General features: G+C 45.3%; 17 protein-coding genes. 9 read left to right on the top strand and 8 right to left on the bottom strand.

Going from position 1 to position 14,269, the window contains the following annotated elements; translation table 11 throughout:
- Nucleotides 1-11 precede the first annotated feature (11 nt).
- The 4 genes from K0A89_06385 to K0A89_06370 all read right to left on the bottom strand — a co-directional run bounded on the left by K0A89_06385 (nucleotide 12) and on the right by K0A89_06370 (nucleotide 2,490).
- Nucleotides 12-212, bottom strand: a complete 201-nt coding sequence (locus K0A89_06385) for a hypothetical protein (GenBank protein ID MBW6518112.1) — start codon at nucleotides 210-212, stop codon at nucleotides 12-14.
- 80 nt (nucleotides 213-292) lie between these two features.
- Nucleotides 293-805: a KEOPS complex subunit Cgi121 gene (locus tag K0A89_06380; protein ID MBW6518111.1), complete on the bottom strand. Its 513-nt coding sequence runs from the start codon at nucleotides 803-805 to the stop codon at nucleotides 293-295.
- A 219-nt stretch (nucleotides 806-1,024) separates the two neighbouring features.
- Nucleotides 1,025-2,209 carry a molybdopterin molybdotransferase MoeA gene (locus tag K0A89_06375; protein MBW6518110.1) on the bottom strand — a complete coding sequence of 395 codons (1,185 nt, stop codon included), beginning with the start codon at nucleotides 2,207-2,209 and terminating at the stop codon, nucleotides 1,025-1,027.
- Nucleotides 2,210-2,217: 8 nt separating this feature from the next.
- Nucleotides 2,218-2,490 carry a MoaD family protein gene (locus K0A89_06370; GenBank protein MBW6518109.1) on the bottom strand — a complete coding sequence of 91 codons (273 nt, stop codon included), beginning with the start codon at nucleotides 2,488-2,490 and terminating at the stop codon, nucleotides 2,218-2,220.
- A gap of 139 nt (nucleotides 2,491-2,629) precedes the next feature.
- Here K0A89_06370 and K0A89_06365 point away from each other — a divergent pair, with 139 nt between their 5' ends.
- Both K0A89_06365 and K0A89_06360 read left to right on the top strand, forming a co-directional pair.
- Entirely contained in the window at nucleotides 2,630-3,409 is a 780-nt protein-coding gene (locus K0A89_06365; protein ID MBW6518108.1) for an ABC transporter ATP-binding protein, read from the top strand.
- A gap of 10 nt (nucleotides 3,410-3,419) precedes the next feature.
- Nucleotides 3,420-4,115, top strand: a complete 696-nt coding sequence (locus K0A89_06360) for an ABC transporter ATP-binding protein (protein ID MBW6518107.1) — start codon at nucleotides 3,420-3,422, stop codon at nucleotides 4,113-4,115.
- Here the strand turns inward: K0A89_06360 and K0A89_06355 are convergent.
- The 3 genes from K0A89_06355 to K0A89_06345 are packed head-to-tail and all read right to left on the bottom strand — an operon-like array spanning nucleotide 4,090 to nucleotide 7,320.
- The gene (locus tag K0A89_06355) at nucleotides 4,090-5,118 is read right to left on the bottom strand and encodes a branched-chain amino acid ABC transporter permease (protein MBW6518106.1); all 1,029 of its coding nucleotides are present in this window, start codon (nucleotides 5,116-5,118) and stop codon (nucleotides 4,090-4,092) included. The two genes, K0A89_06360 and K0A89_06355, sit on opposite strands and share 26 nt — an antisense overlap.
- A 1-nt stretch (nucleotide 5,119) precedes the next feature.
- The gene (locus K0A89_06350) at nucleotides 5,120-5,992 is read right to left on the bottom strand and encodes a branched-chain amino acid ABC transporter permease (protein ID MBW6518105.1); all 873 of its coding nucleotides are present in this window, start codon (nucleotides 5,990-5,992) and stop codon (nucleotides 5,120-5,122) included.
- A 38-nt stretch (nucleotides 5,993-6,030) separates the two neighbouring features.
- Nucleotides 6,031-7,320: an ABC transporter substrate-binding protein gene (locus K0A89_06345; GenBank protein MBW6518104.1), complete on the bottom strand. Its 1,290-nt coding sequence runs from the start codon at nucleotides 7,318-7,320 to the stop codon at nucleotides 6,031-6,033.
- A gap of 294 nt (nucleotides 7,321-7,614) precedes the next feature.
- On the opposite strand from K0A89_06345, the gene K0A89_06340 reads away from it, so the two are divergent.
- The 7 genes from K0A89_06340 to engB all read left to right on the top strand — a co-directional run bounded on the left by K0A89_06340 (nucleotide 7,615) and on the right by engB (nucleotide 13,658).
- Entirely contained in the window at nucleotides 7,615-8,172 is a 558-nt protein-coding gene (locus K0A89_06340) for a CBS domain-containing protein (protein ID MBW6518103.1), read from the top strand.
- A gap of 41 nt (nucleotides 8,173-8,213) precedes the next feature.
- Entirely contained in the window at nucleotides 8,214-8,990 is a 777-nt protein-coding gene (locus tag K0A89_06335; GenBank protein ID MBW6518102.1) for a CBS domain-containing protein, read from the top strand.
- A gap of 163 nt (nucleotides 8,991-9,153) precedes the next feature.
- Complete coding sequence (locus K0A89_06330) at nucleotides 9,154-10,089, top strand: CBS domain-containing protein (protein MBW6518101.1); 936 nt, start codon at nucleotides 9,154-9,156, stop codon at nucleotides 10,087-10,089.
- Nucleotides 10,090-10,113: 24 nt separating this feature from the next.
- Nucleotides 10,114-11,004, top strand: a complete 891-nt coding sequence (locus K0A89_06325; protein ID MBW6518100.1) for a CBS domain-containing protein — start codon at nucleotides 10,114-10,116, stop codon at nucleotides 11,002-11,004.
- 11 nt (nucleotides 11,005-11,015) lie between these two features.
- Nucleotides 11,016-11,798 carry a CBS domain-containing protein gene (locus tag K0A89_06320; protein MBW6518099.1) on the top strand — a complete coding sequence of 261 codons (783 nt, stop codon included), beginning with the start codon at nucleotides 11,016-11,018 and terminating at the stop codon, nucleotides 11,796-11,798.
- A 13-nt stretch (nucleotides 11,799-11,811) separates the two neighbouring features.
- Nucleotides 11,812-12,984 carry an RNA ligase gene (locus tag K0A89_06315; GenBank protein MBW6518098.1) on the top strand — a complete coding sequence of 391 codons (1,173 nt, stop codon included), beginning with the start codon at nucleotides 11,812-11,814 and terminating at the stop codon, nucleotides 12,982-12,984.
- Between the two features lie 53 nt (nucleotides 12,985-13,037).
- Nucleotides 13,038-13,658 (top strand): GTP-binding protein EngB, encoded by a 621-nt coding sequence (engB, locus tag K0A89_06310; GenBank protein ID MBW6518097.1) that lies wholly within the window; start codon nucleotides 13,038-13,040, stop codon nucleotides 13,656-13,658.
- Nucleotides 13,659-13,763: 105 nt separating this feature from the next.
- On the opposite strand, the gene K0A89_06305 is transcribed toward engB, so the two are convergent.
- Nucleotides 13,764-14,153 carry a DUF302 domain-containing protein gene (locus K0A89_06305; protein MBW6518096.1) on the bottom strand — a complete coding sequence of 130 codons (390 nt, stop codon included), beginning with the start codon at nucleotides 14,151-14,153 and terminating at the stop codon, nucleotides 13,764-13,766.
- Nucleotides 14,154-14,269: the final 116 nt, after the last annotated feature.

The raw sequence follows: 14,269 nt of genomic DNA, 5'->3' as shown, positions 1-14,269 counted from the left end.
GACCTGATAGTTCAGGTATCTTTTGATGCAAGGTAATATGCATCAATTGCTGCCACTATGGCAATTACCGGGCTCCCCGTCAATCCGGTTATGATACCAACAATAACTGCCAAAATAAATACTCCTATGCCTCTTAACAGGTGACCTGCGTAGAATTGTCCCAGACCGGGTATTATTACTGAGAATATTGCTGCCAATAGTGGACTTGCCATGTTAATGCCTCTTGTTTCGTTTATCCTTTTCTTGAGAGTATAATAATTGTAGTAAAAAAAGTCTTCTATAGGCACCTGCCTTATTTAATAACATCCACCAGTGCCACCCTCTCCAGCACCAGTTCAAGTATATTTCCTTCATCCACAGCATCCAGTTCATCAGGGGTGATGCTGAAAAATTCCATAACCTCGCTCTCCTTCTCACGAGAATAATCCAGCACAATCGGGTCAACAGTATCCAGCCGTTCTGATACATGAACCAGGGCATCATCTATACCGTTCTCTCCCACAAGCACCATCGCAATCCTGTTCTCCCCCATCCTCACACCCAGCCCTAATGCCCGTTCTATCTGGCGTGTGCCTGCTGCATACAGCATTATCTCCATTCCTAAATTGTTGGCGATATTCCTGCCGGAATCAAAAGACCTTATAGCTTTTTCAACAGCGAACATAAGGTGCCTGCTACCCGTTAACAGGTCTGCGTTCACTGCCTGGACCGTGATGTTATGGCCCTCACCGATATCTGCCAGTTGTCTGAGGAACCCGGGCAGGTTGGTGATATTGATGGTGCCGCTGATTATCTGGATGTTCATAATGTTGATAGTGACCTTTCAAATACAAATGGTATGCGATACTTTACTGCAAGACTCGCTAAATGAATACAATAACATCTTTGCATTGGATTAATAGTTTATCTTTGAGCAATTCATCCCATGTAACCGAACATCTGCCCATATTGCAGACCGGTTCCGCCTGCATAGGCGCGGCAACAAGCTTAATGTTCATGCAGCGGACCTGTAAACAATTCGTATTCAGAACAATATAACTTCAACCACAGTACCTGCCCCGTATCCCTCAATGTTGGCCGGCACTACCACATACCCATCTGATTGGGCCACGGAACTCAGTATCCCTGCACCCGAAGCCATTACAGGTTCCACACCTCCGTCTTTGATGCGCACTCGCACATAGGTCTGGTAACCCTGGCGGGATGTTATCTTTTCGTGAAGCGGTAACCGAACAACGGTTTCGGGTCTGGAAGGGATGTGACCCAGCTTTTGCATTGCAGGGATGCCAAATACCAGTAATGCCACCAGGCCTGCAACAGGATAGCCTGGCATGCACAGTACCGGTTTACCACTCACTATACCAAGGGCCGTGGGCTTACCCGGACTGATGGCCACACCGTGTACCAGAACCTCACCCAGAGCCGCTACAGCAGCAGGTACATGGTCACGCTCCCCCACTGACGTACCTCCGCTTATCACTATCATATCAGCATCCGAATTGTCCTGTATAGCATGGCGTATGAGTTCGGGGTCATCGGTCACGATGTCATTGATCCTGGGAAATCCGCCGGCATTATTAACATAACTCGCGGTCATCAGGCTATTGGTCTCCCAGACCTGTCCGGCTTCCAGGGGTTTGCCCCTGGGTACTACTTCCTCACCCGTGGGGATGATAGACACCAGCGGCCTGTGGTATATCTCCACATCACTGATACCGGCAGAGGCAAGCACTGCGAGGTCGGCGGGGCGCAGCAGGTGTCCCGAGGGGAGTAATAATTCACCGGCTTTGACATCTTCACCAATGTCGCCCACATGCTTTCCAGGATGCAACTGCGACAATATCTCCACCATCGAACCTGAAACCCTGGTATCCTCAAGCATCACCACAGCATCAGCACCCTTGGGGATTGCAGAGCCTGTATGCACCCGGTGGAAGGTGCCCGGCTCGACATCGCCTTCGGTCAGCGTGAGCATTACAGGGGACGATGCGGCTGCTCCAAGCGTATCATCAGCCTTGAGGGCATACCCGTCCATAGCTGCACGCCTGTAATGCGGTACGTTGTGTTCGGCTTCAATGTCTGATGAAAGCACTCGACCGTTGGCAGCTTCAAGAGGTACACTCTCTTTGCGCTCTATTGGGCGGATGGCTTCTAAAAATCGCTTCTTTGCCGTATCCACATCCATTCGTGACCTGAACAGCTTGCCCATAAGTCTCCTCACCCGCCAGATACCGGCGGGAATAAAGCTATTTCATCCCCATCATTGAGTATGGTTTCCAGTCCGTCTTTATCCTTGACACTGATACCATTGACCATCACGTGGATGAAAGGATGGAGTCCCTTACTGTCAAATATGAGTGCTCCCAGACCTTCATGTTTTTCAATGAGCCGGTTGAGCACTTCCACGAGGTCATGACCTTCTGCCTCGATCTTTGCCTTACCGGCTTGCTCTCGTAAGTTTGCGAACAGTTTTACTGTGACCGTTGCCATATGACTTTACAAATTGTTGCTGTAGTTATAAATATTTGGTTAACATTCCTTCATTCAAATTAAATCATGACGTTAGCATTTCTGTAAAATCCTGTATAGTCATGAAACTGTTGACTTTTTCATTTCGGAAAAGTCTATATTGCATCATACCATAAAATCAAAGACCATAAAATCATACTGGGTGATTATTCTGCTGGATGCAAAAAACCTGACAAAACAATTTGGCGGCCTCGTGGCTGTATCCGGTGTGGACATCCATGTAGACGAAGGGGAGATAGTAGGTCTGGTAGGACCCAACGGCGCAGGCAAATCAACACTCCTTAACCTGATAAGCGGAATATACCGGCCTGACTCGGGTTCCATCATTTTCAACGGTAAAGACATTACCAGAATGCCTCCGTTCAAGGTGTGCAAACTGGGCATCACCAAGACTTTCCAGCTGATACATTCATTCCCTGAGATGACGGCTCTGGAAAATGTAATGGTAGGGGCACTGTTTGGCGATGAGGACACCGGTAACATGAAAGATGCACGCAACAAAGCCATCGAACTGCTCAGGTTCATAGGATTTTCCAGCGATAAGATACACCTGCCCGTCAAGAACCTCAACCTTATGGAACTCAAGTATATCCAACTGGCCCGTGCCCTGTCCACCAACCCAAAACTTATCCTGCTGGATGAAGTGACCACGGGTCTCAACCCGACAGAGAGCCTCCAGGCTATAGAACTGATAAAAAAGATGCGCGACAATGGCACATCCGTCCTGATGGTTGAACATATAATGCGCGTAATCATGGGAGTATCTGACCGCATAGTCGTGCTGGATTACGGGAAAAAGATAGCCGATGGTACACCTGAGGAAATTGCAAATAACGAGACCGTAATTGAATCATATCTGGGTGAGAAGTACATTTTTTAGAGGTCAAAGAATGCTCAACGTTGAAAATATCAATGTATTCTACGGTTCGGTTAAAATCCTGTGGGATGTGAATTTCCACATCAACAAAGGAGAGATAATTACCATTATCGGTCCAAACGGTGCAGGCAAAACCACCATTGTCAAGACATTGATGGGACTGCTCAAACCCACATCAGGATCAATCGTATTCAATGGAAACCCTATCCACCAGGCACCCACACATCACATTGTTAAAGACGGGATCGCCCTGGTACCGGAAGGAAGGGAACTGTTCCCCAGAATGACCATCCTGGAAAACCTGCAGATGGGAGCGTATACATCAGATTACAGAGAAGATACCCTGAAATGGGTGTTCGACCTGTTCCCAAGGTTAGAAGAACGGCAGAAACAATCAGCCGGTACCATGAGTGGCGGCGAGCAACAGATGCTGGCCATTGCAAGGGGCCTGATGTCGCGTCCTAAATTGCTTATACTGGATGAACCGTCCCTGGGGCTGGCACCGATAATGGTCAAAAAGGTGTTCGAGATCGTCAAGACCCTGAACAGTCAGGGTGTGACCGTACTGCTGGTGGAACAGAACATCCATCATGCTCTGGAAGCTTCAAACCGGGGATATGTACTTGAAACGGGACGCATCACCCTTGAAGGGGCAAGCTGTGAACTGCTTGACAATAACCATGTCAAAGAGGCATATCTCGGGATGTAATACCTGAAACTTTATTCATCAATTTTTTCATCAATGGCATCAGGCCTCGGGGTAGGAACAGTATCTCAATTACCAGAATGAATCCCAGGACAAGCAGGCGGTCAATACTCATACCCCATAGTCCCATCTGTTCCCATACCAGGTTTATGACCAGGGCTCCTATTATCGGGCCTCCGATAGTCCCGATCCCTCCGCTTATTGTCATAATGATCGGCATAAATGAATTGTGTATACTGAATATTTCCGGATTGATGAAATAGTTATACGGAGCGAACAATGCTCCGGCAAATCCTGCCATAAAGGTACTTATCATGAACGCTATCAGTTTATAGCGTGTGATATCCACTCCCATCATGCCGGCCTCTGCCTGGTTCTCCCGTATGGCTGCAAACGCAAAGCCTATCTTTGACCTGATTATTATATGGGATGCCAATATTGTTCCCACCATTGCAAAGAAGAACAGGTAATAATAGTGAGCTCTCGATACAATGTTCGGTGAATAGATTCCCAGGCTGCCGCCGAGCATGTGCGGATCCAGGTTGACGGATAGTCCTAAAGCACCAAGCAAACCGTTCATACCCTCAATAAAGACCGACGATTCATTAACCACTGCAGCCATTATTATAGCAAATCCAAATGTGACAAGTCCCAGGAACCATTCTTTTAACCTGACACATATTATCCCCAGGAACAAACCCACCAGGGATGAAGCCAGTGCGCCAATCAACACGCCAACTACGGATGAGACGCCGTGTATGATAAGGATCGTAGAAGTAAAGCCTCCAATTCCAAGAAAAGCCGCATGTCCCAGGGATGCCTGACCGGAATATGCCAGCAGGTTCCAGCTTGTTGAGAACATGATGAAGAAAAACGTGAGAACCATGATCCTGTTTAAGAAATCATCAGTAATCACCATCGGCAGTGCCAGCCCTATAACTACCAGTAACAGGTAGGTCGGGTAGATGGACATTGCATATTTACGAACGCGTTCTGTGACAGTCATCTCAGCGTTCTCCCCCGAAAAGGCCGGTCGGCTTTATTACCAGCACGATGATCAGGAGGACAAATGCCACTGCTTCTTTCCATGCTCCACCGAAATAGAAGATCGTGAAATTCTGCACCAATCCGAGCATCAGTCCTGCAATAATAGCACCAGGTATGCTGCCGAGACCGCCAATGATGATCACAATGAAAGCCATGATACCGGGTAAAGTACCCATATACGGATTGAAGGGAGATAAAAAACCGGTGACTGTGCCCGCTGCTGCGGCAAGGGCGGCACCGATCCCGAAACTCAGCATATACATGTGGTTGACATTCACACCCATTAACATGGCTGCTTCATGGTTCTGGCTCGTAGCTCTCAGTGCCCGGCCCACATCGGTCCTGGTAAGGAATAAATACAGGCAAATGAGTACCAGTGCAGTAAAAGCAATAGCTATAAGCCTGTCGTATGGTATGTTCAACACTCCCATATCCAGGGTCATTGAACTGAATGGACTGTCGATCTTCCTGATATCATCGGTCCATAATTTCACGGCAGCATTTTGAAGGATATATATTAATCCCAGGCTTAAGAATATCTCGTTGAGTTTTCCCGTACCCATTACTTTCCTGAAACCATAACGTTCTATTATAACCCCAAAAATACCCACAACTACCATTGATAGTAACAGAATAACATAGGGATTAATTCCTGTATAGTAATATAACCAGAAACTGGTAAATGCACCCAGCATCATGATCTCACCGTGCGCAAAGTTCACCACTTTCATAACGCCGAATATCATGTTCAGGCCGACGGCAATGAGCACATAGATACATCCAGCGGTCAGGCCCCATATGGATATCTGTAATAATGTCGTGATATCAGCCATTTTTACTAATATAAAAAAAAAGAAAGTGGGTGGATTATCTATCCACCTATTTCATAGTTCTCAGGCAATACGAAGTCCTGGCTCTTGAGGTTCTCGGGCAGGACAATGACCGGTATGAGTTCTTCAGTCTCCTCGTTCCAGAACATCTGTTCAATGAATATCTTTGGTGAAATTTCATTGTATTCATCAAATACAATGTTCCCGCCCTCCATCAAAATGAGCATCTCTGACTCGTTGGTCTGTTTGATAGCATCTTTGACATCGGTCCTGTCAAGAGTACCTGCACGCTCAATTGCAGACTTTACCAGATAGATACCGTCATAGGTATCAGCGCCCATCATTCCAGGCATCACACCCCATTTTGCAAGGTATGCTTCCTTATAGGGTCCCATCATTTCAGTGTATTCGGGAGCATAAGGTGCGAACTTGCTCTCAAGCAGCTGACCGTCGCCCCATTTACCCAGAAGTTCATAGAACGCAGGGTCCTCGTTACATTCCACTGCCATGTAAACCGTATTAAGCCCTACATCCCTCTGTCCCTGGATATAGATACTGGCTGTGTCTTTCACAAAACCGACCGTGTACAATGCATCTGGTTTGGCATCTGCTATCTTGGTGAGGTACGCATGGAAATCAGTTTCAGATACAGGATACTTTTGCTGGGCTACTAATTCAACAGGCAGGTTGTTCTCCTCAATATATGCCACACTGGAATCAATAACCCCTTTTCCATAAGCATCGTCCCGGTATATAAGGGCCAGTTTCAGGTCCCTGTCTGCTGCTACCAGTGGTTTGAGTTCATCTACAAAGAACTGCAGGATAGGTTGTGAATAATCATCCGTGGTCGAGCAATAATGGAAGAAATAACTGGTATCGACCTCGGTCCTTCTTGTAACCTGTGAACTGGATGCGCCGGTAATGATATATGGCACCTTACCAGCGGCAGGCACCTGGTTGGCCAGGGTAACTCCGCTGGAGAAACCGCCCACCAGCACTACAACATTCTCGTTGGTGATCAATCGCTCCACTGCAGTAACACCTTCGGTCGGAGACGTCAGGGTATCTCCTTCCACCAGTTCCAGCGGGATCTTTACACCGTACTCTGAAACAAACACTCCACCATCTGCGTTAATCTCTTCAACTGCAAGGATCGCAGCCTGTTTCATATCGTTGCCGACATCTGAAGCACCACCCGATAACGGCGCTACCAGACCGATCTTAATTGACCCTGGTACCGTTGCATTTTCAGATGGGCCTGCACAACCTGCAGCGATTAAAGCTGCAAGTATCAATGTGACAATTACTAGTTTCCCATTTACAACTTTCATTATTAGCATTCCTCCTATCAGAACATAGAAAATAATGGATATTAGCCATGGTAAGAGTTAACAATTCACTATATAAATCTTTCGAGTTTTAATACACCGGAAATATTTCACGGGTTGGATATAATTATCGGGGCGCAATGTACTGAAAAACAGATAGTGTACAGAACGATACATTTCTGTATCACTATATGCAGTCGGTTTATGTTCAAAGGCAGCATTAACCGATACATCCAATCCTTTATATCTCATCAAATAGATACGGTTCAATGGTAAATATTCAAGGGAGGAAGCATTATGGAAACGGATATGCCAATAAAAGATATTATGACGAGTGATCCGATATCTGTGGACATAAATACCAAAATATCAGACGCCGCAAAAACGATGGTTGGACTGGATGTTGGCAGTCTTATCGTTACAGAAGATAACAATCCAGTGGGCATATTGACAGAACACGATATGGTCAAGAAGATCATTTCAAAGAACACTATTCCCGATTCAACTACCCTGAAAAACGTAATGACGACCCCGCTCATAACGATTGATGCGGATGAAGATGTACAAAAAGCCAAAGACCTGATGCTTAAAATGCACATCCGGAGGATACCTGTTGTTAAAAACAAGAAACTTGTGGGGTTGGTGACTGACACAGACCTTGTTTCAGTCTCTATCGAGATGGGAAATATTCTGTCTGAGCTTATCAACATGCACAGGGAAAGAAACATTGGTTCACAAGGTGAAATACCAGAAATAATCAGCAGAGGGGTCTGCGAAAACTGTGGTAGGTATTATGATAACCTTGACTACTTAAATGGGGCCCTTATGTGCGAATCGTGCAGAGAAACCGAATGATCCATTGAATGGGGGTGTTTTTTATAAGCTTACACAAAGTCTTGGAAGTAATGGACAATCATCCTGTCTCAATCAATGTCGATGACTATGTGACCCATGCCCGTCAGTTGATGCGTGATCATCATATGACTTTGATTGTGGTCGATGATAACAAAACAGTGCAGGGAATAATATCTGAACAGGACATACTCAATATTACCTCTACAAAGTCAAATATCACTGTGAGTGGATACACCACGCAAATCCCGGTCATAACCGGTGATATGGTAATCAAACAGGCTGCAGCTATCATGATACAATCAAGGATAAGTTTAGCGCCTGTACTTGCATCAGCAGCAGATAGAATACTTTGTGGTGCCCTGACCATAGCTGGTATATTCAAAAATCTGTCCCCGTCAGATGTACCTGACAGGCAGGTGAAGGAACTTTTTACGACAATGGTCCATACCTGCTCAAGCGACGACCATTTAGCAAAGGTTTGGACCAATATGATAGAGAAGGGATATTCAGGTTACCCTGTATTAGACGATCATAATAAGTTAGTGGGTATGGTCACCAGGTATGATATTATCAAATCCGGAGGTGTAAGGATAGAAAGGGAAGATGAACACGGAAGCAGAATGGGAACTTCATCCAGAGTTTCGCGTATCATGAGTACGCCTGTTTATACCATTGCTCCGGAAGCATCGATAAAAGACGCCATTGGAATGATGATAAAACTGGATGTGGGGCGCCTCTGTGTGACAAACCGCGATAAACTGGTTGGTATAATTACCAGATATGATGTCGTAAAGGCATATGTCGATAAGCTCAAATGAACCTGAACCAAAATAACAGAGTGATAAAAACGTCAGGGAATTGATGTTCCGGAATCGTTATCCAAGGAAAAATCAGCGCATGTTTTAAATATGAAGTAATAATTATTGAAAATATTCTTTTAATGAAATTCAAAAATATGGTTATTAACAATTCGGTGGAATTATGAAAAGACAAAACAGCAGCAAACCTGATGTTAGGGGATTGGACAGTTCTGGTGTTATGGACCGGGGAGCAGTTAATTTCAAATCAAGGTTGGCGAACCATGAAGGCGACATCATGGCCATGGCTTCAAAAACCGTCATTACCCTTCCTCCTACGGCCAACATTATGACAACAGCTAAAACGATGGTAAAACATGGATTCAGACGTGTCCCAATAGCAGATGCAGGTACCAACCGGCTGGTGGGTATCGTCACAAGTCTGGATATAGTAGATTTCTTGGGGGGAGGTCTCAGACATAACCTGGTAAAGAACAAGCATAATGGCAACCTTGCTGCTGCGATCAATGAAAATGTGAGAGAGATCATGAGGGAAGATGTGGTCAGCATGAACATTAATGACTCCATTTCCCAGGCTCTTGTCACGATGATTGAAAAAAATATTGGCGGCTTTCCCGTAGTGGATGGTGATAATAACGTAGTAGCAATTATTTCAGAGAGAGACTTTGTCAAGACTATTGCCAATGTCACTACGTTAAAACTCGTTAAAGACTATATGAGTGAAAAGGTAGTCACTGCCGGACCTGACATGCCTGTGCGTGAAGCCACCAGGACTATGATTAAAAAAGGATTCCGGAGGATACCTGTCGTGAAAGAAAATGTTCTTTTGGGTATAATAACCGCTTCAGATATTATGAGATACCTTAGTTCCGGGGATATTTTTCAGAAGCTCATGACAGAGAATGCAGATGATGCATTTAATGTACCGATAAAAAGGATGATAATGCGCGATATTGTGTGGACCAGTTCAAATGTTGATATTGGTAAAATAGCCGGCATAATGCTGGATAAAAAAGTTGGGGCACTTCCTGTAATAGATGATGGTGAGTTATGCGGTATCATAACTGAACGGGATATTGTCAGGGCACTTGCAGATTAATTGAATACCAGAGGAGGTATCAAAATGAAGGTGAAGGATATTATGAGCACATCGGTCTATGTAATCGGAGCAGATGAAACGATATCGCATGCAAGGAACCTGATGATGAAACACAGTATCAGCAGGCTCGTAGTGGTAAATAAACAGCAACCTGAAGTATCAACGTCAAGATCTGTTGAAATGATACCCATAGGAGTTGTAACCAAGACCGACCTGACCCATCGATTGGACCAGGCAGAACCAACATGGCGCCGGCGACCTATTGACAATATTCCTGTCAATATTGTAATGACACCGGGCCCGGTAACCATATATCCTGATGCCTCACTAAAGCAGGCAGCAGAAATTTTACGTGAGAATGACATCAGTGGAATGCCTGTGATTAAGAGTGAATCTGACCCGAGCATGGTAGGGATAGTTACCAAACTGGATCTGATACGGTACTACTCCAACAGTGGAGATACTGCCAATGTGAAAGATATCATGGATGATTATTTCATTACCGTTCACAGACACCATACTATCAGTCATGTCATACATGAGATGAAGAGCAATGAAGTTGATAGAGTTATTGTTGTAGATGATAACAACAATCCTGTGGGGGTCATTACGAAAACGAACCTGGCCCTCGGCAGGATGTTGAATTCAGAAGGTGAATTGCCTGCCAAGGATATCAAGATGGCACGCAAGAACCGGGATGGCGGTGAAAAAATATTCAGATCTGTAAAAGAAGTGTCCATGGTGGCTGAAGATATAATGTCCTGCCCAATTTTTACCCTCAGTGAGAATAGCACTGCTGTGGAAGCTGCCAGGATTATGTATGATGAGCGGATTAACGGAATACCTATTGTAAATGATGAGATTATAGGGATTGTAAATGCAAAGAACATTATTCAGGCAATCATTGAACGCTAAAGGTGATGAAAATGCAAGTAAAAGATATAATGACAGAACCAGTTACTATTGATAAATCGGACAAGCTATCGCACGCACTTGACATAATGGATAAACATCATACCAGAAGGCTTCTTGTAATGCATAACAACCAGATACATGGTATAGTGACCATGCGTTCCATTACCAAACAACTGGGAACAAGAAAAAAGGCAAACCTTCCTGCTTCGGCCCTGCATGTAGCCACGGCGACCACTGATAAGTTCAACAAGGTGTTGCCTGATACATCGGTGAACGATGGTGTGGTTCTTATGGTCAAGAACGATGGGGTATTGCTGGTTGTTGATAACGATGAAGTGCTGGGCTGGGTGACACCCCAGGAAGTTATCGAAAAGTATCCTTTTAATAACTCAATGGTGCGTGAGATTATGCGCCACCCAATTACGATCGGACCTGAGGAACGAGTGATACATGCCAGGAGAATAATGCTTGATAACGATATAGGAAGACTGCCTGTACTCGAGAACGGGGAACTTGTAGGTATTATCACCGAGCACGATATCGCTAACGGTTTGCGGGCTTTCCGGGACCTTGTAGAAGGGAGCAAACAGGATAACAGGATAAAGAACCTTCTGGTTGAAGATATTATGACCAGGGGAGTCGTTTCTGCCCGATTAAATATGATGGCGAAAGAAGCGGTTGCCTTAATGCTTGATAGAAATCTCGGCGGACTACCGGTTTTGAACGAAAAGGAAGCGGTAGCTGGATTAATCACGCGCCGGTGCTTGCTTGAAGCCATTGTTAAAAAAATGTAGATAGATACTTCGCATGAATAGAAGTCAGGAAGTTCAGGATGAAGAATTTATAAGGCTCTCATCAATTGCTCTGAAGATACCGGAATCAAGAGTATCTGGTTTGCTGAAGAGAAGAGTCCTGCAAAAAGTGTCCCGATTCTTTCCTGACTATTACCGTTTTGAAAAGGGTACAGCCGGATTTGAGACCGGGACGGCTCTTTTTAAAACAGGTGAGATTATCGAAACGGTAAGAGGATTCCCAAAGATACAGCGTGCTATGATGCTTGAAGCCGGTATTGTTACCCATTTTGAAGGATTACCGGAAGTAGCTGTTGAAGAAAAAATGAATGGTTACAATGTACGGGTGGCCAGCATTAATGATATGGTCATTGCACTGACCAGAGGAGGGCTGGTGTGCCCGTATACAACTGAAAGGGTACTGGAAAACGGAGGGAAAGAATTTTTCACAGAACACCCCGACCTGGTACTTTGCGGCGAAATGGTGGGGCCCGATAATCCCTATGTTCCAAAGGACCTATATCCCGAAGTTGAAAGCATTTCTTTTTTTGTTTTCGATATACAACAGAAGAATTCAGGTAAATCCCTGACAATAGATGAAAAACACGAACTCTGCAGCCACTATACCATCAAGACCGTGCCATATTTCGGAAAATATTCCCTTGATAAGGCTGCCCCGGGTATTACCGGCATTATCAGGGAACTGGGTGAGAAGGGCAGGGAAGGGGTGGTGATAAAGGACCCTGGAATGAAAATCCCTGCCATCAAATATACCAGTTCCCAGAGTACTGATAGTGACCTCAAATATGCGTTCGGTTTCTACAATGATTATGGACAGGATTTTTTCTTCTCCAGGGTGGTACGGGAAGGATTCCAGGCCGTTGAATGGAATGAAGATGAGGATACTTTGAAGGAAAGATGCTGCCGGCTTGGTGAAAGTATCCTGAAGTCCATGGTCAGCACTATTAGAAAGCGAAAACAGGGTGAACGCATTACAGAAGATGTGCAAATCAGGGTCCGCAACCTTGACACTGCAAACCGGTTTGAGGAACATCTGAGGCAGATGGGTATAGATGCCCATTTCGATGATCCGCTCCTGGTGGATGGATGGTACCTTATTGGTATCAGGAAGTTCAACCAGAGCACAAACGACCGTACAGAAGCTATCCTGAACGGCCAGTTATGGTAGGTATTCAGACAGGTATAGGTTTATGTAACCTGCAGGTCATGTATGGCCTGACAATGGTATCATATAAAAATAATCCGGATGTTGATTATGAAATAATTTTTGTTGGACGCTCAAATGTGGGCAAGTCAACGCTCATTCGTGCCCTTACGGGTAAGAATGTACCTGTCGGGCGACGGCCGGGTGTTACCCTGAGACCATCCCACCTGCAATTCGGGGACCTGGTGGTCACTGATATGCCTGGATTCGGATTTATGCGGGGTATTAAGGAACACAAACAGGATCTGGTTAAGACAGCATTTGTCAGGTATATCGAAAAGCAGAAGGACCGCATTGTCATGGCTGTGCTTGTTGTTGATGGCAAATCTTTTGCTGAGGTTGTAGACCGCTGGGAGAGGCGGGAGGAGATCCCTGTTGAGGTTGAAATGTTCGAGTTCCTCCGTGAACTTGAACTGGATGTCGTGGTAGCTGTCAATAAAATGGATAAGATACAGGATATTGATGGCACTATGGACGGTGTAGCACAACGGTTGGGCATGCTGCCACCCTGGCGCCAGTGGCTGAATGTGCTGGCACCTATCAGCGCGAAGAAAGGAGATGTCAGGGCGCTTACCGGATTGATACGGAACAGAATTCATAACCTGAGCCGGGATGACCTGTTGGCCTGGATACGATGAGAGATCAATCTCTTTTTTTGGCACCTGTCCGGCCAATGTATAAACGCTATCGTCAGGATACATAGTCAGGTGTTTTTTTTATATCCACTAACCTGGTACGTTCATTTACTCTTCAGCGACTGCATCAACCGCTCTCTTGAGCATCGTCTCGATCTCCTCGGCAACTGGTATCAGCTCTGGATTACCTACTTTTCCAAGCTGGACCGTTGGTAATATTGCGCTGACAAATGTTTTCCCATCCTGCCTGTAGACAGACACATTACAGGGGAGCAGGACCCCGATATCCCGTTCTGCAGTCAATGCCCTGTACGCGAACGGCGGATTACATGCTCCCAGGATAATGTGGTCTTCAAAGTCTACATTGAGTTTGGTTTTGAGAGTCTGTTTGACATCGATTTCTGTAAGAACCCCGAAACCCTCATTTTTCAATGCTTCCCTGACTTTCGCAACAGTATCCGCATATCCCTTAGCAATTGTTCGTTTATATGTGTACATTCTATTCACCCCTAATGTTATTCCTGATTAATTCCTCTAACAAATCTTATATTTCCCCTCATTTTCCCCGCAAACAGAGGCCTCTATTGCCTCTTCTCCAGTACCTTCGGCCACAC

Source organism: ANME-2 cluster archaeon (assembly GCA_019429385.1).
In the GTDB taxonomy this organism is placed as follows: Archaea; Halobacteriota; Methanosarcinia; order Methanosarcinales; family Methanocomedenaceae; genus Methanocomedens_B.
This window is presented reverse-complemented; position numbering and strand designations above follow the sequence as displayed.

Coding starts and splice junctions, on each gene's coding strand:
- engB (MBW6518097.1), top strand. CDS start 13,038: ATGGTATCATATAAAAATAATCCGGATGTTGATTATGAAATAATTTTT.
- K0A89_06385 (MBW6518112.1), bottom strand. CDS start 212: ATGGCAAGTCCACTATTGGCAGCAATATTCTCAGTAATAATACCCGGT.
- K0A89_06340 (MBW6518103.1), top strand. CDS start 7,615: ATGGAAACGGATATGCCAATAAAAGATATTATGACGAGTGATCCGATA.
- K0A89_06355 (MBW6518106.1), bottom strand. CDS start 5,118: ATGACTGTCACAGAACGCGTTCGTAAATATGCAATGTCCATCTACCCG.
- K0A89_06345 (MBW6518104.1), bottom strand. CDS start 7,320: ATGAAAGTTGTAAATGGGAAACTAGTAATTGTCACATTGATACTTGCA.
- K0A89_06360 (MBW6518107.1), top strand. CDS start 3,420: ATGCTCAACGTTGAAAATATCAATGTATTCTACGGTTCGGTTAAAATC.
- K0A89_06325 (MBW6518100.1), top strand. CDS start 10,114: ATGAAGGTGAAGGATATTATGAGCACATCGGTCTATGTAATCGGAGCA.
- K0A89_06375 (MBW6518110.1), bottom strand. CDS start 2,209: ATGGGCAAGCTGTTCAGGTCACGAATGGATGTGGATACGGCAAAGAAG.
- K0A89_06315 (MBW6518098.1), top strand. CDS start 11,812: ATGAATAGAAGTCAGGAAGTTCAGGATGAAGAATTTATAAGGCTCTCA.
- K0A89_06380 (MBW6518111.1), bottom strand. CDS start 805: ATGAACATCCAGATAATCAGCGGCACCATCAATATCACCAACCTGCCC.
- K0A89_06305 (MBW6518096.1), bottom strand. CDS start 14,153: ATGTACACATATAAACGAACAATTGCTAAGGGATATGCGGATACTGTT.
- K0A89_06330 (MBW6518101.1), top strand. CDS start 9,154: ATGAAAAGACAAAACAGCAGCAAACCTGATGTTAGGGGATTGGACAGT.
- K0A89_06320 (MBW6518099.1), top strand. CDS start 11,016: ATGCAAGTAAAAGATATAATGACAGAACCAGTTACTATTGATAAATCG.
- K0A89_06350 (MBW6518105.1), bottom strand. CDS start 5,992: ATGGCTGATATCACGACATTATTACAGATATCCATATGGGGCCTGACC.
- K0A89_06370 (MBW6518109.1), bottom strand. CDS start 2,490: ATGGCAACGGTCACAGTAAAACTGTTCGCAAACTTACGAGAGCAAGCC.